The organism is Mangrovactinospora gilvigrisea (assembly GCF_001879105.1).
Taxonomy (GTDB): domain Bacteria; phylum Actinomycetota; class Actinomycetes; order Streptomycetales; family Streptomycetaceae; genus Mangrovactinospora; species Mangrovactinospora gilvigrisea.
This window is the reverse complement of sequence record NZ_MLCF01000120.1, coordinates 1-21,791: the sequence shown is the minus strand read 5'-3', so window position 1 is coordinate 21,791 and position 21,791 is coordinate 1. Positions and strand designations below refer to the sequence as shown.

Below are 21,791 nucleotides of genomic sequence, written 5' to 3'. Positions count from 1 at the left end.
CGCGGACGGCAACCGTGACATACCTCAGCTACCCCCAGGACGGATCAGCCCCGCGACGGTGCGAAGCGCGATCGCCACGTCCTGCCAGGGGCTCCAGTGCTCGATGTAGTAGTTGTCGAACCGCGCCCGGTCCTCTATGGAGGTGTCCCCGCGCAGGCCGTTGATCTGCGCCAGCCCCGTCAGCCCGGTCGGCATCCGGTGCCGCTGCCCGTAGCCCGGGTACGCCCGGCTGAACCGCTCGACGAAGTGCGGCCGCTCGGGCCGCGGCCCGACCAGGCTCATCTCGCCCTTGACGACGTTCCACAGCTGCGGCAGCTCGTCGATGGACGTCTTGCGCAGCAGGTTGCCGACCTTGCTGAGCCGGTCGTCGTGCGCGATCGACCAGCGGGTCTCCGACTCGCCCTCGGTGGCGGGCCGCAGACTGCGGAACTTCAGCATGGTGAAGGCGCGCCCGCCGTGCCCGATGCGCTTCTGACGGAAGATCACACCCGGCCCGCCGTCCAGCCGCACCGCCACCGCGAACGCCGCCAGCAGCGGCGAGAGCAGCAGCAGCGCGCCGCCGGCGACCGCCACGTCGATGAACCGCTTGACGAACCGCGCCCCGGGGCGCTCCCGCTCCGCGGCGCACCGCCGCACCGGGAAGCCCCACAGGTGGTCGCCGCGCGCGCCGCCCTCTGGGGCCGCGCCGGTGCGCGCGCCCGAGGGCCACGGCACCACCTGGGCCGTCAGGTTGAGGCGGCGGCAGGTCTCCACGGCCTCGGCGGTCTCGTACTCGCCGAACGAGCCGAAGGCGACGACCACGTCCCGGACGCCGAAGTCGACGGCCACCCGGCCGAGGTCGGCGGGCGTGCCCAGCACGGGCAGCGCCAGCGGCTCGGAGGTGCGCGGCACGGCCGCGTCCAGGAAGCCGACGGGCCACAACCCGTACTCGGGGTGCTCGCGCAGCGCGCCGGCGATGCGCCGCCCGACCCGTCCGGCGCCCAGGATCAGCACCGGGCGGCCGGGCCCGCGCCGCCGCATCGCGCGCCGCAGCCCGTACAGGACGGAGCGCCCGCACACCGCGGTGACCAGGTAGACGGTGAAGGAGACGAGGAACGCGCCGCGCGCGGCGGGCACGCTCAGGAAGCCGCAGCGCAGGCTCTGCCCCAGGGCCAGCACGACGGCGAGGCAGGCCGCACCCCGGATCGCCAGCTGCGGCGTCTCGTCCAGCGCGGAGAGCGACAGCCGGGGCCGGTAGAGGCCGCCGGCGGCGTTCGCCGCGAGCACGACCGGGACGAGCACCGCGGCGCGCAGCAGCCCGCCGTGCAGCGAGCCGGCGCCGGGCGCGATCAGCCCGGCCACCAGCGCCAGGGCGTCGACCAGGGCCGGCGCCAGCGCCTGGCGGAGACCGCCGCCGCTGCCCCTCGCGGCCGGGCGGCTGCCCGGCCGGCGGTCAGCGGTGTCCGGACGACGGCCGCGCCGCCCGGTGTTGAGCGTTGTCGTGGTGAGCGCGGGGACCGGCGCGGCAGGCCGCGCCTCGGGCGGCGCGGCGACCGCGCCGCGCTGCATCCCCCCGTGCAGATCCTGATCGTGATAGGTCGTCATCGGTTCGAGGCCCCTCCCATAACCCGAACCACCCGCTCAGCGCGTGCGGAGGCGGACCGCCCGCGCCTGACCGGGCGCTGTGAACCGGGAGAAGGACGACGACAAGGGTGTGCTCGGCGGCACCTCCGTGCCATGCCGCGGACCCCCCACGCCCCCCGAACTCCCCAAAGATCCCCAAGACTTGTGTTCCCCAAGAGTGCGCTGCCTTCCCCATGGCAGAGACGCATTCGAGAGGCTACCGGTTGCCCCCGCGAAGGTACAACGCGTTGCCGAAACCCTGTGACCGGCCTTTGTCGGGGTCGTGACCCGGGCAATGCTTACCGGCCATCATCGAACTCCTTTGAAATGCGGCCCGATCGACCCTTGCGCAATCGAGGATCCGACGAACGGCATTCCGGTCAGCCGCGGCCGGCCTCCGCCAGCGCCTCCCGGTAGACGGCCGCGACGCCGCGTCCCATCGCCGCCAGGCCGTGCCGCTCGCGCATCCGGCGGCGGCCCGCGTCGCCGAACCGGGCGGCCGCGTCCGGGTCCTGGAGCAGGTCGGCGAGGGCGGCGGCGAGCGTCCCGGGCTCCCCGGGCGGCACAGCAGCCCGATCCCGCCACTCCGGTGGCAGCCCCTCGACGGCTCCGGCGACGTCGGCGACCACAACCGGCCGTCCGGCCGCCATCGCCTCCAGCGGCACCAGGGCCATGCCCTCCCACCGCGAGGGCACCACCACCGCGTCGGCGGCGGCGTACCAGGGGCGGGGGTCGTCCACCGCCCCCGGGAACAGCACGTCCCCACGCCCCCCGGCGGCCTCGCGCACCCGCCCCGCCCAGGGCCCTTCCCCGACAATGGCCAGGACCGGACGGCGCACTCCCGCGCGCGCTCCGGTGCCGGGCTCCCCCAACGCGCCCCCGGATCCCCCGAGTCGGTCCACCACCGCGGGCCACGCGCGCACCAGCAGATCCTGCCCTTTCTGCTCGCACACCCGTCCCAGGCACACCGCGAGCGCCGCGTCCGGCGGGACGCCGAGTGCCCGGCGGGCCTCGTCGCGGGACGGCATCCGCGGATCGCCGTCGCCGTAGGAGTCGGTGTCCACCCCGTTGGGCACCACGGCGAAGCGCGCCCGCACCCCGGCGGCCGCGCCCTGCGCGCGCTCCCCGTCGCTGACGCACAGCACCCGGTGCGCCCAGCGGGCGGCGTACCGCTCCCAGGCGAGCGCGGCCCGCGCGGTGGCGCCGCCGACGGCCGCGAACGACCAGGCGTGCGGCTCGAAGACGGTGGGCAGCCGGCCGCGCAGCGCCAGCCGCCCGGCCAACCCGGCCTTGGAGGAGTGCAGATGGACGAGGCCGGGCGCGGCCGCCCGCACGGCGGCGCGCAGCCGCACCACCTCCCCGGGGAGCGTGCGCCCGGGTTCGCGGCTCGCCTCCCAGCGCAGCACGCGCGCCCCGGCCGCGGCGGCCTCGCCGGGCAGCGTCCCGGCGTCGGGGCAGGCGAGCACCACGTCCAGCCCCTCGGCGCGCTGCCGCCTGATCAGGTCGGCGGCGATCCGCGCCACCCCGGCGGTGACCGGCTGCGCCACATGCAGAATGGTCAATTCCGGAAAATCGTCGGCCAATTGGGAACCCACCCCTCCGATTGCCGCGGGCCCCGGCACAGGGCGCACGGAACTGCGCGAATAAGCACAGCGGATCCGAACAGCGCCCACAAGCGGGCCGCCCCGGACAACGCGAAAACCTCAGCTCATCGCGCTCTGGATTCCCAATATCCCACCGGATCCTCGACAATCCCGCGGATCACCGAATTACCCGCCCCGAGCAGCGGCCCTTCCCGCCCCAGGACGGACACCTCGAGCAGCCGCGGCACGCCCCGCGCCGGCAGCCGCTCCGCCAACTCCCGCTGCACCGCGGCCAGCGCCCACGGCGCCACCTCCGCGAAGCCCCCGCCCAGCACCACCGCCGCCGGGTCCAGCAGGTTGACCGTCCCGGCGAGCGCGATGCCCAGTGCCGTCCCCGCGCGCACCAGCGCACCGCGGACCCGTCCGTCGCCCCGCCGCGCCCGCTCCGCCAGCAGCCGCACCCGGCCGGCCGGCCCCGCCTGCCGCGCGGCCTCCGCCGGGTCGATGCCGGCGGCCCGCAGCACCGCCTCCTCCCCGGCGTACTGCTCCAGGCAGCCGCGCGCCCCGCAGCTGCAGACCGGGCCGGACGGGCGCACCGGGACATGCCCCAGCTCCCCGGCGAAGCCCCGCGCGCCGCGGCGCAGCCGGCCGTCCATGACCAGCGCCGCGCCCACCCCGATGCCGGCCGAGACATGGAGGAAGTCGCGGACCCCGGGCGGCCGGCAGAGCCACATCTCGGCGAGCGCGCCGAGGTTGGCCTCGTTGTCGACGGTGACCGGCAGGCCGCCCAGCCGGTCCCGCAGCGGGGCCGCCACCGGCTCCTCCGTCCAGTCCAGGTTGGGGGCGCGGGCGACGACGCCGTCCGCGGGGTCGCCCACCAGGCCGGGGACGGCGACGGCGAGGCCGGCGGGCGGGCCGCCGGCGTCCAGACCCTCCGTCAGCTTGGCGGCCAGCTCGGCGAGCCGGCCCACCACGGCGGACGGCGGACGGCCGCGGTTGTCGGTCTCCTCGTGGACGTGGGCGAGCACCGCGCCGCGCAGATCGACCGCGCAGACCGCCAGATGGTCGACGCCGATCTCGGCGCCCAGGCCCACCGGCGCGGACCGGCCCGCCGCGAGGCGCAGCGCGCTGCCCGGCCGCCCCACCCGGCCGCGCTGCGAACGCTCCGGGCCCAGCTCGGCGAGGAGCCCGGCGGCGAGCAGGTCCTCCACCAGCGTGGAGACGGCGGCCCTGGTCAGCCCCACCTCGTTGGCGACCGAGGCGCGGGAGAGCGGGCCGCGCTCGGCGACCGTCCGCAGCACCAGGGCGAGGTTGCGGCGGCGCATCCCGGCCTGGGACGCCGGGCCTCCGCTCGGCACGTTCATGCCGCACCGTCCCGGGCGTCGAGGTCCTCGGCGATCTCCTCCATCGCCTGGTCGACGATGCCCCGCATGGCGCGCGCGGCGTCCTCCGGCTCCCCCGCGCAGACCGCCTCGGCGACCGCCCGGTGCAACCGCACCGCCTCGGACGCGGGGTGACGCGGCATCAGCCGCAGCTCGCCGCGGCCCCGCAGCACCTCCTCGACCACCTCGCCCAACCGCACGTACATCTCGTTGCCCGACGCCTCCAGCACCAGGGTGTGGAACTCCCGGTCGTGGCCGGCGAAGGCGGCCATGTCGCCGGAGCGGGCGGTGGTCGTCAGGTCGGCGCCGAGGGCGCTGAGCCGGCGGCACTGATCGGGGTCGGCGCGGCGGGCGGCGAGCGCGGCGGCGGACGGCTCCACGGCGGCGCGCAGCTCGCCGAGCGAGCGCAGCTGGGCGCGGCGGGCGCCGGGGTCGGCGAGGCGCCAGCGGATCACGGCGGGGTGGTAGACGTCCCAGCGCGCGGCGGGCTGGACGGTGATGCCGACGCTGCGCCGGGCGGCCACCAGCCCGGCCCCCTCCAGCCGGCGCACCGCGTCGCGGACGACCGTCCGGGAGACCGCGAACCGCGCCTCCAGCTCGGTGAGGCGCAGCACATCGCCGGCCGCGAGCCGGCCGGAGACGATGTCGGGTCCGAGGGCCCCGACCAGCCGGTCGGGCAGCGCCTTACTGGTCACAGCCTCAGGGTATCCGCTCCACACGGTATTACTAATCAGTCACATCACCTTGCTTAAGTACTACCAATCGAGGCAGGCTGACCCCATGACCCACTCCCCGCATCCTCCGCTCGTCGTGGTGATGGGCGTCGCCGGCGCCGGCAAGACGACCGTCGCCGCGCTGCTCGCCGAGCGGCTCGGACTGCCGCTCGCCGAGGCCGACGAGTTCCACCCGGCCGCGAACATCGCCAAGATGAGCGCCGGCATCCCGCTGGAGGACGCCGACCGGTGGCCGTGGCTCGAGGCGGTCAAGGAGTGGCTGCGCGCCCGCCACGAGGACGGCACCGGCGGCGTCGTCACCTGCTCGGCCCTCCGCCGCGCCTACCGCGACCTGCTGCGCACCGCCGCCCCCGAGGTCGCCTTCCTCCACCTCACCGGCTCCCGCGCCCTCCTCGAGGACCGCATCGGCCACCGCGAGGGCCACTTCATGTCCCCCGCGATGCTCGACTCCCAGCTCGCCACCCTGGAGCCGCTCGGCCCGGACGAGCCCGGCACCAGCCTGGACATCGGCCCCGCCCCGGCCGCCCTGGCAGCCGCGGCGGCCGACCGCCTGCCGGCACGCTGACCCCGGCCGGTCTCAGAGCGGACGGGCCGTCAGCTCCCCCGACCGCGCCACCGCTTCGGCGAGCCGGGCGCAGGCCCGCTCGTCGCGCCGCACGGCCGGGTGGACGGGCCCGGTGGCGGTCTGCCAGCGGTGAGCCACCGCGGCGGCGTCCTCGCCGGTGAGCAGGCCGGCCGCCTGGGCCGCGGCGCCGAGGGCGACCAGCTCGTCGGCGCGGGGGACGCGCACCGGGGCGCCGCTGAGGCGCCGGACGACGTCGAGCCAGACGCGTCCGCGCGCGCCGCCGCCGATCAGCAGCAGCTCGCCGGAGGGCGAACCACCGCCGCCCGCCTGGGCGCGGACCTCGTCGAGCGCCGCCAGCAGCAGGTAGGCCGCCCCCTCGTAGGCGGCGCGCAGCACCTCGGCGCCGGTGGTGCCCTGGCGCAGGCCGTACAGCAGCCCGGACGCGTACGGCAGGTTGGGGGTGCGCTCGCCGTCCAGGAAGGGCAGCATCACCACCTCGCCGGAGGAGTCCGCCGCGGCGTCGCGGTCGAGGCCGAGCAGGGCGGCCGTCTTGTCCACCGCCAGCGTGCAGTTGAGGGTGCAGGCGAGCGGCAGGTGGCCGCCGAGGGTGTCGGCGAAGCCGGCGACCACGCCCGTCGGGTCGGCGGCCGGTCGGGCGGAGGCGGTGTAGGCGGTCCCGGAGGTGCCGAGGCTGAGCACGGCCGTTCCGCCCGAGCCCGCCGCGGAGAGCCCGAGCCCCGCCGCCGCGGCCATGTTGTCGCCCGTGCCGGTGGCGACCAGCGCCCCGGGACGCAGCGGGAGCCCCGCGGCCGCCTCCCCGACCGGCTTGCCCGGCAGGGCGACCTCCGGCAGCAGGGCCGGATCGAGGGCCACCTCCGGGAGCGCGAGCACCTCCTCGGCGTACGCCCCCGTCACCGCCGACCACCACCCCGTCCCCGAGGCGTCCCCGCGGTCCGTCACCCCGTGCCGCAGCGCGTCGCCGAGCAGACGGCCCGTCAGATAGTCGTGCGGCAGCCGGATGCCGCGCACCCGCGCCGCCGCCTCCGGCTCGTTGGCGCGCAGCCACGCCCACTTGGCGGCGGTGAACGCCGCCGTCGGCACCGAGCCGATCCGCCGCGCCCACTCCTGCGGCCCGCCCAGCGCCGCCACCAACCGCTCGGCCTGCGGCGCGGGCCGGACGTCGTTCCACAGCAGCGCCGGCCGCACCGGTCGCCCGTCCGCCCCCAGCGCCACCAGCCCGTGCTGCTGGCCGCCCACCGAGACGGCCGCGGCCTCCCCGGCGCGCCCCGTCGCCTCCAGCGCCGCGCGGAGCGCGTCCCACCACTGCTCGGGGTCCGACTCCCGCGCGCCGCCGGTGCCCCGGACGGTGTGCGGGGCGCGGCCGGTGCCGACGACCTCGCCGCTCTCGACGTCGACCGCCAGCGCCTTGGTCGCCTGGGTCGAGCTGTCCACCCCGATCACGATCGCTGCCATGCCCGCATCCTCTCGTCCGCTCCCGAACCCGTCCGCCCCGCGCTGTGCGCGCCGCGCTGTCCGCCGCGCGCCGTTCGCTCCGACACATTGCCGCGGGCGGCCTCCGCATACTAGTTTGTCAATCGGCTTGACGAATAGGAGCACGCGATGACCTCAGCCTTCAGCCCCACCCCCGCCGACCGCTTCAGCTTCGGGCTGTGGACCGTCGGCTGGCTCGGCAAGGACCAGTTCGGCGACCCCACCCGCAGCCCCCTCGACCCGGTCGAGGCCCTGGAGCGCCTCGCCGACCTCGGCGCCTGGGGGCTCACCTTCCACGACGACGACCTGATCCCCTTCGGGTCGTCCGACGCCGAGCGGGAGGCGATCCTCGCCCGCTTCCGCAAGGCGCTGGAGTCCACCGGCATGACCGTGCCGATGATCACCACCAACCTCTTCACCCACCCGGTCTTCAAGGACGGCGGCTTCACCGCCAACGACCGCGAGGTGCGCCGCTACGCGATCCGCAAGGTCGCCCGCAACCTGGACCTCGCCGCCGAGCTCGGCGCGAAGACCTTCGTCGCGTGGGGCGGCCGGGAGGGCGCCGAGTCGGGCGCCGCCAAGGACGTCCGCAACGCGCTGGACCGCATGAAGGAGGCCTTCGACCTGCTCGCGGAGTACGTCCTGGAGCAGGGCTACGACATCAGGTTCGCCATCGAGCCGAAGCCCAACGAGCCGCGCGGCGACATCCTGCTGCCGACCGTCGGCCACGCGCTCTCCTTCATCGAGCGCCTGGAGCACCCCGAGCTGTTCGGCGTCAACCCCGAGGTCGGCCATGAGCAGATGGCCGGGCTCAACTTCACGCACGGCATCTCGCAGGCGCTGTGGGCCGGCAAGCTCTTCCACATCGACCTCAACGGCCAGAACAGCATCAAGTACGACCAGGACCTGCGCTTCGGCAACGGCGACCTGCGGCAGGCGTTCTGGCTGGTGGACCTGCTGGAGCGGGCCGGCTACGCGGGGCCGCGGCACTTCGACTTCAAGCCGCCGCGCACCGAGGACTACGACGGCGTCTGGGCGTCGGCGGCCGGCTGCATGCGGAACTACCTGATCCTCAAGGAGCGGGCCGCGGCCTTCCGCGCCGACCCCGAGGTGCAGGAGGCGCTCCGCGTCGCCAAGGTCGACGAGCTCGCGCAGCCCACCCTCGGCGCCGGCGAGACCCTCGCCGACCTGCGCAACCAGCAGGACACGCCCACCGCCGACGAGCTCGCCGAGCGCGGCTGCGCCTTCGAGCGGTTGGACCAGCTGGCGATGGACCACCTGCTCGCTGCGCGCTAACGCTCGGTCAGCCGCGATCCGAGGCTGATTCGTGCATTGACACCCATGTCCCTCCCGGCCGACGCTTCACATCGGATGACTGGACCTCAGAAGCGCCGCCCGACCCCCGGGAGGGTTCATGAGCACCTACCGTCGCCGCACCGTCTTAGCCACCGCAGCAGCCGCCGGCACCGCCGCCGCCCTGGGCACCCCCCGGGCGAGCGCGCAGGCCGGCGGCGGCTGGCAGCCGCCCGCCGACCCCGTCACCGTCGACCTCGGCGCGCTCTTCGACAACGATGGCATCGCCACCGCCCCGGCCCGTGACGGCAACTTCGACGGCTCCGGCTACGCCTTCCCCGGCGAGCAGCTCCCCGCCGCCGGCACCACCACCGTCGCCGGCACCCCGTACCTCTTCCCCTCCGACGCCGCCGGCGCCAGGAACAACCTCGTCGCCAACGGCCAGCGCATCCCCCTCCCCCAGGGCGGCTACTACGCCGCCTCGCTGCTCACCGCCGGCTCCTACGGCAACGGCGGCGGCACGGTCACCGTCAGCTACGCGGACGGCTCCACCACCACCGGCAGCTTCGCCGCCCCCGACTGGTACCAGGCCGGCGCCGGCGCGCCGCTGCACACCGCCTTCCGCTACGCCCCGAACGGCCAGCGCGACGACAACCCCGTCGGCATCTCGGTCTCCGAGGTGTGGATGGACCCGTCCCGGCAGGCCGTCGCCCTCACCCTGCCGCCCGGCAACCCCGCGCAGGCCAACGAGACGGCCTCGCACATCTTCGCCCTGACGCTGCGCCCCGCCGCCCGCGGCCGCTCCCTCGCCCTCACCGGCGCCCGCTCCACCACCAGCCTGCTCGGCCCGCGCGCGTGGCAGTCCGTGGAGGCCACGGTCACCAACTCCGGCACCGTCGCCGTCACCCCCGGCGACCGGCTGCGCGTCCTCGTCGACGCGCCCCACCTGGCCACCGCCGCCCCCGCGGAGATCCAGCGGCTGGAGCCCGGCGAGCAGGCCCGCGTCCGGATCGCGGTGCGCACCACGGACGGCACCGCCGCCGGCACCTCCGTCACCGGAACCGTGCTCGCCCGGGCCGGCAGCACCACCGCCGCCTCCCAGCGCACCGCGCTCACCGTCGGCATCCCCCGCTTCCAGCCCACCGACGCCTCCCTCGCGACCCACCAGGCGCCCTACTGGTTCCAGGACGCGAAGTTCGGGATATTCATCCACTGGGGCGTGTACTCGGTACCCGCCTGGGCGCCGGTCGGCGGCACCTACGCCGAGTGGTACTGGAACTCGATGCAGAGCACGGGCGGTCCGACGTACACCTACCACGCGCAGAAGTACGGCGAGTCCTTCGCCTACGACGACTTCATCCCCTCCTACACGGCCGCGAAGTTCGACCCGCGCGCCTGGGTGGAGCTGTTCGCCAAGGCCGGCGCCCGCTACTACGTCCTGACGTCCAAGCACCACGAGGGCTTCGCCAACTGGGACTCGGCCGTCTCCGGCCGCTGCGCCGGCAAGCTCGGACCCCACCGCGACCTGGTCAAGGAGCTCTTCGAGGCGTCCCGGCGCCACACCCCGCAGCTGAAGAACGGGCTCTACTACTCGCTGCCCGAGTGGTTCAACCCGGACAACCCCTGGATGGGCCACGCCCCGCGCAACCCCTACACCCTGCAGCCGGTGCCCTACACCGGCTACACGGCCGGCCGCGACTACGTCTCGCAGTACCAGACGCCGCAGGTGATGGAGCTGATCCACGGCTACGCCCCGGACATCCTGTGGTTCGACATCGGCGGCGCCAACGACTCGCTGCACACCGTCTCGGAGCTGTACAACTCGGCGTACTTCCCGTCCGGGGCCGCGCCCAAGGACGTGGCGGTGGACGACCGGGGCGGCATCGCCCACCACGACTTCACCACGCCGGAGTACACCACCTACCACTCCACGGTCACCGCCAAGTGGGAGTCCAGCCGCGGCCTCGACCCGCACTCCTACGGCTACAACAGCGCCACCCCCGACGACCAGTACATGACGGCCGAGGCGGCGGTGCAGCTGCTCGTCGACATCGTCAGCAAGAACGGCAACCTGCTGCTGGACATCGGGCCGCGCGGGGACGGCACCATCCCCCAGGTGATGGCCGACCGGCTGACGCAGATCGGCGCCTGGCTGGACGTCAACGGCGAGGCGATCTTCGACACCACCTACTGGTCGCGCACCCCCGAGGAGGGCGCGGACCTGCGCTTCACCCTCCGGCCCGACCGCGCGTTCTACATCTTCTCGCTCGCCAGGCCGGGATCGTCGCTGGCCGTCTCCTCCCCCGTGCCGATACCGGCCGGCGCCCGCATCACCCTGCTCGGCTGGAACGGCCCGGCCCTGGCCTGGAGCCGGGGCGGCGACGGGGTGCTGCGCATCGACGTCCCCGCCCGGGCCGCGGACTCCGGTCAGTACGCCTGGTGCTTCAAGATCTCCACCTCCTGACCCGCACTCAGAAGGACGACCATGACCAGAGCATCACGCCGCGCCGTGCTCGGCAGCGGACTCGCCCTCGCCGCCGGCGCGGCCGTCCCCGCGGCCGCCGCCGGCACCGCCGCGGCGGCCGCGCCGCGGGCCGCGGCCGCCGCCGACACCGACCCCTGGCCCGACGACCTCCCGCTGCTCTCCGGCCCCGACTTCCCGATCGGCATCTTCTGGCCGCCGCCGCCCTTCGAGACCACCAAGCAGCGCTACCAGGAGATCGTGGACGCCGGCTTCACCTTCGCCATCACCGGCAACTACCTCTTCGACCAGTACATCCTCAAGTACGCGCTCACCCAGGCGGACGCCGTCGGCCTGAAGATGCTGATAGCGGACGACCAGTCGCTGCTGGACCTCACCCACCGCTTCACCATCAGCGACGACCGCACCACCCCGATGTCGATCAGCAGCGCGGACGCGGCGGCGCTCGCCAAGCAGATCGTCGCCACCTACCAGGGGCACCCCTCGCTCGCCGGCTTCAACCTCTACGACGAGCCCAGCGGGCAGGCCGTCTTCGACAGCCTCGGCAAGGCGATGGGCGCCATGCGCACCGCCGCCCCGGGCCTGCTGCCCTACATCAACCTGCTGCCCGGACAGGGGCCCGGCCAGGACACCTACCTCAACGCGGTGGTCGACGCCGTCCACCCGCCGCTGCTCTCCTTCGACCGCTACCCGATGTCGGCGGACGGCAACGAGGACCCCAACTACCTCACCAACTGGGCGCAGCACCGGGCAGTGGCGCAGGCCGCCGGCATCCCGTCCTGGGTCTTCATCCAGACGCTCGCCTTCAACGGCCGCCGCAGCCCGAGCGCCGCCGACCTCGCCTGGCAGGTCAACATCAGCCTGGCGTACGGGGCCAAGGGCATCCAGTACTTCACCTACTGGACGCCCGACCCGGCCCGCGGCGAGGGCTTCCAGTCGGCGCTGCTCACCGTGGACGGCAAGCGCACCGAGCACTACGCCGACTCCAAGCACCTCAACGCGACCTGGCTCTCCCGGGTCGGCAAGGTGCTCAAGCACCTGCCCTCGGAGAGCGTCGAGCACGCCAACGAGCCCAACCCGCCGGCCCGGGTGGCGGTCTTCGCACCGGACGACTGGGTCGCCTCGGTGACGGGCGCGGCGGTGGTGCTGGGCCGCTTCACCGACCCGGCGAACGCCTCCGTCCGCTACCTGCTGGTGGCCAACCGCACCCCGCACGCGACGTCCACCGTCACCCTCGGCCTCGGCCCGGCGGCGAAGGGCGTCGCCGCCTATGTCGCCCGCACGGACTCCTTCACCCCCGCGAAGGCCACCGCCAGGCTCCCCCTGACGCTCGCCCCCGGCGGCGCCACGCTGCTGCGCCTGGACGGCTGAACGGACTAGCATGACCCGCGATCATGGAGACCTTCGAGAACCGCGAGCCCGAGGTCCTGGACCGGCGTGACGGACCGTTCGGCGAGACCGTGCTGCGCCGGCGGACGGCGCCCGGGGGCGGCGTCCGCCACGAGATCATCTCCAACGGGGTGTTCCTCATGGACACTTCGGACGGACGCTCCGAACGGCTGCTGGTCCGCGCCGCGCTGGACCGGCTCGACGGCCGTCCGGCGCCGGGCGTGCTGATCGGCGGGCTCGGCGTCGGCTTCTCGCTCGACGAGGCCGCGGCCGACCCGCGCGGCGCCGCGGTGACCGTGGTGGAGCTGGACCCGGCGATCGTCGCCTGGCACCGGGAGGGGCCGCTGTCGCCGCTCCCCGCGGGCACCCGGGTGGTCGAGGAGGACCTCCTCGACCACCTGCGCCGCACCCCGGCCCGGTACGACGCGATCTGCCTGGACATCGACAACGGCCCGGACTGGACGGTCGGCGACTCCAACGCCGGCCTCTACGGCCCGGCGGGCCTCGACCTGCTGACGGACCGTCTGGCGCCGGGAGGGGTGCTGACGGTGTGGTCCGCGGCGCCGTCCGACCCCTACGAGGCCCGCCTGCGCGAGCGCTTCGCGAAGGTCGAGGCGCTCCCCGTGCCCGTCCCCACCCCCCGCGCCGCCCCGGACATCGTCTACGCCGCCGCAGGCGACAAGCAACGGCCCGCCACCCGGCACTAGTGCCGTCACGGCACTAGGTGTATTGACCCGTGAGGTTGGGAACGCGGCTGGCGGGTGGTTGGCCCTGCAGTGCGGTGTGTCCGCGGTGGTGATTGTAGGCGTGCAGCCAGCCGGGGTATGCGGCACGCCGTTCGGACTCGGTCCGGTAGGCCTTGACGTAGGCCCACTCCTCCAGCAGGGTGCGGTTGAACCGCTCCACCTTCCCGTTGGTCTGGGGCCGGTAGGGGCGGGTCCGCTTGTGTGAAATGCCCTGCTCCGCAAGAGCGGTGCGCCACAAGTAGCTCTTGTAGCAGGAGCCGTTGTCGGTCAGCACGCGCTCGACGGTGACCCCGGCCGCGGAGAAGAAGGCCTGCGCCCGGGCCCAGAAGGCGGTGGCGGTCTCCTTCTTCTCGTCGCCGAGGATCTCGCTGTAGGCCAGGCGGGAGTGGTCATCGACCGCGTTGTGCAGGTAGCTGTAGCCGGCGTTTGTGCGGTTCCTGCGGCCGGCCGGGCGGCCGAGGGCCTTGTGTCCGCCGCCGTCGGGGATGTTGCCGAGCTTTTTGACATCGACGTGCACCAGTTCGCCGGGCCGTGCGCGTTCGTAGCGGCGGACGACCCGGCCGGTGGCCCGGTCCAGATGGGCCAGACGGGCCAGGCGGCAGCGGGTCAGGACCCGGTGCACGGTGGCCGGGTTCAGGCGCAGCAGGTAGGCGATGCGGGCCGGCCCCCAGCGGCGCAGCACGCGGACCTTGATGATCCTGCGCTCGGTGCGGGTCGGGGTCCGGCGCGGGCTGGTGCGGGGACGGCTGGAGCGGTCGGTCATCCCGGCCTCGCCCAGGGCCCGGTAGCGGGCAGCCCAGCGCTGGGCGGTGGTCGGCGAGACCTGGAAGCGTTCGGCGGCCCGGCGCAGGGGCCAGCCCTCCTCGACCACGCAGCGGGCCAGACGCAGGCGGCCGGTCTCGGTCAGGGGTGCATTACGGTGGGGCACGAGGGCCTTTCTGGTCGGCGTCGATGTCGCAATCCACACCGAACCCGGAAGGCCCTCACCCGTTCAAGATCCCCCAGCCGAGACCTGCATCACCGTCCACAACCTCCCGAGACAGAACAACTAGGCCGCTTCTGACGGATCTCCGCGGCGCCGCTCCTACCTCCACGGATATCCGTCAGAAACGGCCTAGCCGGCCAGCAGCTCCCGCTCCCGCTCCGGCGTCAGCCACGCCTCCGGCCGCCCCGGCACCACGAGCTTCTCCGTGCCCAACTCCCGCACCCACGCCCAGGTGTCCGCCACCGTCTCCGCGACCGGCCGGATCCGCAGCCCGTCCGCGAGCGCCCGCGACACGTCCCACCCGTGCAGGAACCGGTACGGATGCCCCTCCGGAATCCACAGCGGCAGCTCGTTCCACGGCTCGACGCCCGCCGCCAGCAGCACCTCCGCGTCGATCCAGCGCAGCGTCGCCGCCGATCCCGTCACCCGCACGCACTCCTCCAGCGGGGCGCCCAGCCGCAGCGCGCCCACCGGCGACACCAGGTTGTACGGCCCGCTGCGCCCCGCCCCCGCCGCGTCCAGCAGGAACGCCGCCATGTCGCGGATGTCCAGCCACTGGATGTCCAGGTCGGCCGGCCCCGGCGCGACCATCTCGCCGCCCGCCGCCGCGCGCCGCAGCCAGTACGGCAGCCGTCCGACCACCTCGCCCGGGCCGACCATCAGCCCGCAGCGGGCCAGCAGCACCCGCTCCGGCCCGAACTCCTGCTCCGCCGCCGCCTCCCCGCCCCGCTTGTTGTGGCCGTACCCCTCGGGCCGGTCGTCCCCCTCGTCCGGCGCCGGGGAGAGCGTCCGCGCCGACTCGGTGCGGTCCGCCGTCATCCGCTCGTGGTCGTAGACCGACGCGGACGAGACGTAGACGTACCGCCCGGCGACGCCGGCCAGCGCCCGCGCCGCCGCCCGCACCGCGCCCGGCGCCCGCGTCCAGGTGTCGACGACGACGTCCCACTCGCCCTCCCCCGCGAGCCGCTCCACCTCGCCCTCGGCGAGCCGGTCGCCGCGTATCGCGCGCACCCCGGGCAGCGCATTGACATCCCCCAGCGCGGGGACCCCGGAGACACCCCGGTTGAACACCGTCACCTCGTGCCCGCGGGCCAGGGCCTCGTCGACCACGGCCCGACCGGCGAACACCGTGCCGCCCATCACAAGAATCCTCATCGCCCCAGCCCACCACGGTGCGCCCGTTCCGAGTCCCGTCGTTCTCTGTCGGCGGACAGCCCCCGGGCCGTACGCTTCCACCAGGCGGCAGGGGTACCGCCGTTGGGGACCTGGGGGGCAGACCCATGACGGGCATGCGCTACGGCCAGGACCGGCCGTACAACCATCCGAGCCGACACGGAACCGGCCCGCACGCCGGCAGCCAGCACACCACCGGCCCGCAGCACCGCAACCACAACCCGTACGTCCAGCAGCCCGGCGGGCCGCAGCAGAACGCGCCCGCCCGCCGCATCCTCGTCGTCGAGGACGAACCCACCATCGCCGAGGCCGTCGCCGCCCGGCTGCGCGCCGAGGGCTTCGAGGCCGCCGTCGCCGGGGACGGCCCGTCCGCCGTGCAGCTCGCCGCCGCCTGGCAGCCCGACCTGCTGGTGCTCGACATCATGCTGCCCGGCCTGGACGGGCTGGAGGTGTGCCGCAGGGTCCAGGCGGCCCGCCCCGTCCCGGTGCTGATGCTCACCGCCCGGGACGACGAGACGGACATGCTCGTCGGCCTCGGCGTCGGCGCCGACGACTACATGACCAAGCCGTTCTCGATGCGCGAACTCTCCGCCCGGGTGCACGTCCTGCTCCGCCGGGTGGAGCGGGCCGCGGTGGCCGCGCACGCCCCCAACGGCGGCACGCTGCGGCTGGGCGACCTGGAGATCGACCACACCCAGCGGCGGGTGCGCGTCGCCGGCGGCGACGTCCACCTCACCCCCACCGAGTTCGACCTGCTCACCTGCCTGGCCCGCCGGCCGCGGGCGGTGCTCTCCCGGGAGCAGCTGCTCAGCGAGGTGTGGGACTGGGCGGACGCCTCCGGCACCCGCACCGTCGACAGCCATGTGAAGGCGCTGCGCCGCAAGATCGGCTCGGAGCGGATCCGCACCGTGCACGGCGTCGGCTACGCGCTCGAGACGCCCTGAGGCGGACGGCCCGTTGAGCGCGCCCCCGGAACCCGAGCAGCGCCCGCCGCGCGCCGCGTCCGGCCGGGGGCTGGGCTCGCTGCGGCTGCGGATGGGCCTGCTGATGGCGGCGTGCGTCGGCGTCACCGCGGGCCTGCTGCTGGCCGCCCGTCCGCTGCACACCCCAGCCCGGCTGCTGGTGGTGGCCGCGCTGCTGGTCTCGCTCGCCCTGATGCAGCTGCTCGCGCACGCCGTCGCCGCCCCGCTGCGGGCGATGGCCGAGGCGGCCCGGGCGATGGCCCGGGGCGACTACGGGCGGCGGGTCCAGGCCCGCGCCACCGCCTCCTCGGAGATCGCCGAGCTCGCCGAGGCGTTCAACCGGATGGCCTCCGACCTGGCCGGCGTCGACCGGCACCGCCGCGAGCTGGTCGCCAATGTGGCGCACGAGCTGCGCACCCCGATCTCGGCGCTGCAGGCGCAGCTGGAGAACATCGTGGACGGGGTGAGCGACCCCGATCCGGGCACCATGAAGGCCGCCCTGGAGCAGACCGAGCGGCTGGGCCGGCTGGTGGCGCAATTGCTCGACCTCTCCCGGCTCGACAACGGGGTGGTGCCGCTGGACGCCCGCTGGTTCCCCGTCGAGACGTTCCTGATCCATGTGGTGCGGCAGGCCGCCGTCGGCGCCCAGGCGCTCCGCCCGGACGTCCGGATCGTGCTGGCCGTCCGCCCGCGCGGGCTCACCGCGATCGCCGACCGCGAGCGGCTCCACCAGGTGGTGGCCAATCTGCTCGACAACGCCTGCCGGCACAGCCCGTCGGGCGGGCTGGTCGCGGTCTCGGCGCGGGCCGGCCGCAACACCGGCTCGCTGGTGCTGGAGGTGCACGACGAGGGGCCGGGCATCCCGGAGGACGAGCGCACCCGGGTCTTCGAGCGGTTCGCGCGGGCCGAGCCGCGGCCGGGGGCGGCCTCGGCCCGCGGCGGGACGGGCCTGGGGCTGGCGATAGCCCGCTGGGCGGTGAGCCTGCACGGCGGCAGGATCGAGGTCGCGGAGTCGGACCGGGGCTGCCGGATGCGGGTGGAGCTGCCGGGCCGGACGCCGCCCGCGCCGGTCCCCGCGCCGCGGCGGCCCGAGAGCGCGGAGTGATCCTTCTCACGCCCCCGGCCACGCCGAGCCGACCGGACGTCACCATCGAGCGCCGCAACCGTTGGCAATTCGTCACATCGATCGGGACCGCTGACTCAATCCATACGTCCCTGTGTAGCCTTGACTTCCGCTGGTCCACATATCTAGGAAGCGGAAGAGGGCGGTTACCGCCGTGTCGCCACAGTCCCCCAACCCCTCGAACGGTCAGTCTGCCCCGGGCGCACCCGCCCCCGGCACCGACTTCGGCCCCAACGAGTGGCTCGTCGACGAGATCTATCAGCAGTACCTCCAGGACCCGAACTCCGTGGACCGAGCCTGGTGGGACTTCTTCGCCGACTACAAGCCGGGTACCCCGGCCACCGGCACGACCAAGCAGACGCCGGCCCAGCCGGCCGCCGCGGCCCCCGCCGCCGCCGCTCCGGTCGCCGCCCCCGCTCCGCAGGCCGCCCCGGCCGCCCCGGCGCCCGCCCCCGCAGCCGCGGCCGCGCCCGCCGCGCAGCCCAAGCCGGCCGCCGCCCCGGCGCCCTCCGCGCGCCCCGCGCCGCCGCCGGCCCCGGCCGCCGCGAAGCCCGCGCCCGCCGCGGAGAAGAAGGAGTCCGGCCCCACGATCACCCCGATCAAGGGCCCGGCCGCCCGGGTGGCGTCCAACATGAACGCCTCGCTCGGCCTGCCGACGGCGACCAGCGTGCGCGCCGTCCCCGCGAAGCTGCTGATCGACAACCGCATCGTCATCAACAACTTCCTGCGCCGGGCGCGCGGCGGCAAGGTCTCCTTCACGCACATCATCGGCTACGCCATGGTGCAGGCGCTGAAGGCGATGCCGGAGATGAACCGGGCCTACGACGAGAAGGACGGCAAGCCGCAGCTCGTCACCCCGGAGCACGTCAACCTGGGCCTGGCCATCGACCTCACCAAGCCCAACGGCGACCGCCAGCTGGTGGTGGCCGGCATCAAGCGGGCCGAGGAGATGGACTTCCTCACCTTCTGGCAGGCGTACGAGGACATCGTGCGCCGGGCCCGCAACAACAAGCTGACGGTGGACGACTTCTCCGGCGTCACCGCCTCGCTCACCAACCCGGGCGGCATCGGCACCGTCCACTCGGTGCCGCGGCTGATGCCCGGTCAGGGCACCATCATCGGCGTCGGCGCGATGGAGTACCCGGCGGAGTTCCAGGGCGCGGCCCAGGAGACGCTGGCCCGGCTGGCCATCTCCAAGGTCATGACGCTGACCTCCACCTACGACCACCGGATCATCCAGGGCGCGCAGTCGGGCGAGTTCCTGCGGGTGATGCACCGGCTGCTGCTCGGCGAGGAGGGCTTCTACGACGAGCTCTTCCGCAGCCTGCGGATCCCCTACGAGCCGGTCCGCTGGGCGCCGGACATCGCCGTCTCGCACGACGACGAGGTCAACAAGACCGCCCGCGTGATGGAGCTGATCCACTCCTACCGGGTCCGCGGCCACCTGATGGCCGACACCGACCCGCTGGAGTACAAGCAGCGCCGCCACCCCGACCTGGACGTCAACTCCCACAACCTCACCCTGTGGGACCTGGAGCGGGAGTTCGCGGTCGGCGGCTTCGCCGGCAAGTCGATGATGACGCTGCGGGACATCCTCGGGGTGCTCCGCGACTCGTACTGCCGCACCGTCGGCATCGAGTACATGCACATCCAGGACCCGGAGCAGCGCCGCTGGATCCAGAAGCACGTGGAGCAGAAGGGCCACGACAAGCCCGAGCGCGAGGAGCAGCTGCGCATCCTGCGCCGCATCAACTCCGCCGAGGCCTTCGAGACCTTCCTGCAGACCAAGTACGTCGGCCAGAAGCGGTTCTCGCTGGAGGGCGGCGAGTCGCTCATCCCGCTGCTGGACGCGATCCTGGGCCAGGCCGCCGAGTCGCACCTGGACGAGGCCGTCATCGGCATGGCGCACCGCGGCCGGCTGAACGTGCTCGCCAACATCGTCGGCAAGTCCTACGCGCAGATCTTCCGGGAGTTCGAGGGCAACCTCGACCCGAAGTCGATGCACGGCTCCGGCGACGTCAAGTACCATCTGGGCGCGGAGGGCACCTTCACCGCGCTGGGCGGCGAGCAGATCAAGGTGAACCTGGCGGCGAACCCGTCCCACCTGGAGACGGTCGACCCGGTGCTGGAGGGCATCGCCCGCGCCAAGCAGGACATCCTGGGCCGGGCCGGCACCGCCTTCACGGTGCTGCCGGTGGCCATCCACGGCGACGCGGCCTTCGCGGGCCAGGGCGTGGTGGCCGAGACGCTCAACATGTCGCAGCTGCGCGGCTACCGCACCGGCGGCACCATCCACCTGATCGTCAACAACCAGGTGGGCTACACCGCCCCGCCCTCCTCCTCGCGCTCCTCGCAGTACGCGACTGACGTGGCGCGGATGGTGGAGGCGCCGATCTTCCACGTCAACGGGGACGACCCCGAGGCGTGCGTCCGGGTCGCCGACCTGGCCTTCGCGTACCGGCAGGCGTTCAACAAGGACGTCGTGATCGACATGATCTGCTACCGGCGCCGCGGCCACAACGAGGGCGACAACCCGGCGTTCACCCAGCCGCTGATGTACTCGCTGATCGACAAGAAGCGCTCGGTGCGCAAGCTCTACACCGAGGGCCTGATCGGCCGCGGCGACATCACGCTGGACGAGGCCGAGCAGGCGCTGAAGGACTTCCAGGACCAGCTGGAGAAGGTCTTCACCGAGGTCAAGGCGGCGAAGGAGGCCCCGGTCGAGACCGAGGCGCAGCCGCCGGAGGCGCCGTTCCCGACCAAGGTGGACACCTCGGTGTCCCTGGAGGTCGTCAAGCGGATCGCCGACTCCCAGGTGTCGATGCCCGAGTGGCTCACCGTCCACCCGCGCCTGCTGCCGCAGCTGCAGCGCCGGGCGCAGATGGTGGAGGACGGCACCATCGACTGGGGCATGGGCGAGACGCTCGCCATCGGCTCGCTGCTGATGGAGGGCGTGCCGGTGCGGCTGGCCGGCCAGGACTCCCGCCGCGGCACCTTCAACTCGCGCCACGCGGTGCTCATCGACAACCACACGGCGGAGGAGTACACCCCGCTGCTGTACCTGTCGGAGGACCAGGCCCGCTACACCGTCTACGACTCGCTGCTGAGCGAGTACGCGGCGATGGGCTTCGAGTACGGCTACTCGCTGGCCCGCCCGGACTCCCTGGTGATGTGGGAGGCGCAGTTCGGCGACTTCGCCAACGGCGCCCAGTCGGTGATCGACGAGTACATCTCCTCGTCCGAGCAGAAGTGGGGCCAGCGCTCCGGCGTGACGCTGCTGCTGCCGCACGGCTTCGAGGGCCAGGGACCGGACCACTCCTCGGCGCGCATCGAGCGGTACCTCCAGCTGTGCGCGCAGAACAACATGACGGTGGCCAACCCGACCCTGCCGTCGAACTACTTCCACCTGCTGCGCTGGCAGGCGCACAACCCGGCCCACAAGCCGATGGTGGTCTTCACCCCGAAGGTGCTGCTGCGCCTGAAGGCGGCGGCGTCGAAGACGGAGGAGTTCACCCAGGGCCAGTTCCGTCCGGTCATCGGGGACGACACCGTCGACCCGGCGGGCGTCCGCAAGGTGGTGTTCTGCTCCGGCAAGGTCTACTACGACCTGGCGGCGCGGCGCGACCAGGAGAAGATCACCGACACGGCGATCGTCCGGGTGGAGCGGCTGTACCCGATCCCGGGCGAGGAGCTGCAGGCGGAGATCGCCAAGTACCCGAACGCGGCGAAGTTCGTGTGGGCCCAGGAGGAGCCGGCCAACCAGGGGGCGTGGCCGTTCATCGCGCTCAACCTGATCGACCACCTCGACCTGAAGATCGGCGACGGTGTGGCGCCGGGCGAGCGGCTGGTGCGGGTCTCCCGCCCGTCCTCCTCGGCCCCGGCGGTCGGTGCCAAGAAGCGGCACGACCAGGAGCAGGAGGACCTCGTGACGCGGGTGTTCACCGCCTGACGACGCCGGACGAAGATCCGATGACGGTCTGAACGAGCAGCACCCGGAGCCCCGGTTCCGCCCTTGTGGCGGGCCGGGGCTCCGACGTTTTCGGTGGGATTGACGCTCTTCGTTCAGCAATCATCCGACCTTGGAAAGGTTTTCATACGTCCGACCTCTTGTCGGAGCCCAAACGTCCGGCTACCTTCGCCCATACCTGCACGCGTGTGATCACACCCGAGCGCTTTCCCACCGTCCAACCACCCTGGGGTGCCCCATGCCTGACGCCTCATCGGATGTCTCTCCTGTCTCACGCCTATCACGACGTGGATTCCTCGGAGGGATCCTCGGTG

Annotated in this window: 15 protein-coding genes; 8 read left to right on the top strand and 7 right to left on the bottom strand. The window is 73.9% G+C overall.

The genetic code is table 11. The annotated features are described in order from the left end of the window. Positions 1-24: 24 nt before the first annotated feature. The 4 genes from BIV57_RS18935 to BIV57_RS18920 all read right to left on the bottom strand — a co-directional run bounded on the left by BIV57_RS18935 (position 25) and on the right by BIV57_RS18920 (position 5,262). On the bottom strand, positions 25-1,584 hold the full coding sequence (locus tag BIV57_RS18935) for a sugar transferase (RefSeq protein ID WP_245797805.1): 1,560 nt from the start codon (positions 1,582-1,584) through the stop codon (positions 25-27). A 398-nt stretch (positions 1,585-1,982) separates the two neighbouring features. Further along, positions 1,983-3,164 carry a glycosyltransferase family 4 protein gene (locus BIV57_RS18930; protein ID WP_071658038.1) on the bottom strand — a complete coding sequence of 394 codons (1,182 nt, stop codon included), beginning with the start codon at positions 3,162-3,164 and terminating at the stop codon, positions 1,983-1,985. Between the two features lie 146 nt (positions 3,165-3,310). Then, positions 3,311-4,549, bottom strand: a complete 1,239-nt coding sequence (locus BIV57_RS18925; protein ID WP_071658037.1) for an ROK family protein — start codon at positions 4,547-4,549, stop codon at positions 3,311-3,313. Beyond that, on the bottom strand, positions 4,546-5,262 hold the full coding sequence (locus BIV57_RS18920) for a FadR/GntR family transcriptional regulator (protein ID WP_071658036.1): 717 nt from the start codon (positions 5,260-5,262) through the stop codon (positions 4,546-4,548). The genes BIV57_RS18925 and BIV57_RS18920 overlap by 4 nt, the downstream gene beginning before the upstream one ends. An 85-nt stretch (positions 5,263-5,347) precedes the next feature. Between BIV57_RS18920 and BIV57_RS18915 the strand changes: the two genes are divergently transcribed. After that, positions 5,348-5,866, top strand: a complete 519-nt coding sequence (locus BIV57_RS18915) for a gluconokinase (protein ID WP_071658035.1) — start codon at positions 5,348-5,350, stop codon at positions 5,864-5,866. Between the two features lie 12 nt (positions 5,867-5,878). On the opposite strand, the gene xylB is transcribed toward BIV57_RS18915, so the two are convergent. Next, positions 5,879-7,339, bottom strand: coding sequence for a xylulokinase (xylB, locus tag BIV57_RS18910; protein WP_071658034.1), 1,461 nt, complete (start codon positions 7,337-7,339; stop codon positions 5,879-5,881). A gap of 147 nt (positions 7,340-7,486) precedes the next feature. Here xylB and xylA point away from each other — a divergent pair, with 147 nt between their 5' ends. The 4 genes from xylA to BIV57_RS18890 all read left to right on the top strand — a co-directional run bounded on the left by xylA (position 7,487) and on the right by BIV57_RS18890 (position 13,228). Then, the gene (xylA, locus tag BIV57_RS18905) at positions 7,487-8,653 is read left to right on the top strand and encodes a xylose isomerase (protein WP_071658033.1); all 1,167 of its coding nucleotides are present in this window, start codon (positions 7,487-7,489) and stop codon (positions 8,651-8,653) included. Positions 8,654-8,771: 118 nt separating this feature from the next. Then, positions 8,772-11,114: an alpha-L-fucosidase gene (locus tag BIV57_RS18900; RefSeq protein WP_071658032.1), complete on the top strand. Its 2,343-nt coding sequence runs from the start codon at positions 8,772-8,774 to the stop codon at positions 11,112-11,114. A 21-nt stretch (positions 11,115-11,135) separates the two neighbouring features. After that, positions 11,136-12,503 carry a hypothetical protein gene (locus BIV57_RS18895; RefSeq protein WP_217651745.1) on the top strand — a complete coding sequence of 456 codons (1,368 nt, stop codon included), beginning with the start codon at positions 11,136-11,138 and terminating at the stop codon, positions 12,501-12,503. Positions 12,504-12,526: 23 nt separating this feature from the next. Continuing rightward, entirely contained in the window at positions 12,527-13,228 is a 702-nt protein-coding gene (locus tag BIV57_RS18890) for a spermidine synthase (protein ID WP_071658031.1), read from the top strand. A 13-nt stretch (positions 13,229-13,241) separates the two neighbouring features. On the opposite strand, the gene BIV57_RS18885 is transcribed toward BIV57_RS18890, so the two are convergent. Then, positions 13,242-14,195 carry an IS481 family transposase gene (locus BIV57_RS18885; RefSeq protein ID WP_071658030.1) on the bottom strand — a complete coding sequence of 318 codons (954 nt, stop codon included), beginning with the start codon at positions 14,193-14,195 and terminating at the stop codon, positions 13,242-13,244. Positions 14,196-14,381: 186 nt separating this feature from the next. Then, entirely contained in the window at positions 14,382-15,407 is a 1,026-nt protein-coding gene (locus tag BIV57_RS18880) for an NAD-dependent epimerase/dehydratase family protein (RefSeq protein ID WP_107409625.1), read from the bottom strand. Positions 15,408-15,532: 125 nt separating this feature from the next. Here BIV57_RS18880 and BIV57_RS18875 point away from each other — a divergent pair, with 125 nt between their 5' ends. The 3 genes from BIV57_RS18875 to BIV57_RS18865 all read left to right on the top strand — a co-directional run bounded on the left by BIV57_RS18875 (position 15,533) and on the right by BIV57_RS18865 (position 21,459). Then, positions 15,533-16,369, top strand: coding sequence for a response regulator transcription factor (locus tag BIV57_RS18875; RefSeq protein WP_245797804.1), 837 nt, complete (start codon positions 15,533-15,535; stop codon positions 16,367-16,369). A 13-nt stretch (positions 16,370-16,382) separates the two neighbouring features. After that, positions 16,383-17,492, top strand: a complete 1,110-nt coding sequence (locus tag BIV57_RS18870) for a HAMP domain-containing sensor histidine kinase (protein ID WP_245797803.1) — start codon at positions 16,383-16,385, stop codon at positions 17,490-17,492. A gap of 172 nt (positions 17,493-17,664) precedes the next feature. Then, entirely contained in the window at positions 17,665-21,459 is a 3,795-nt protein-coding gene (locus tag BIV57_RS18865; protein ID WP_071658028.1) for a multifunctional oxoglutarate decarboxylase/oxoglutarate dehydrogenase thiamine pyrophosphate-binding subunit/dihydrolipoyllysine-residue succinyltransferase subunit, read from the top strand. The last annotated feature ends 332 nt before the right edge of the window (positions 21,460-21,791 follow it).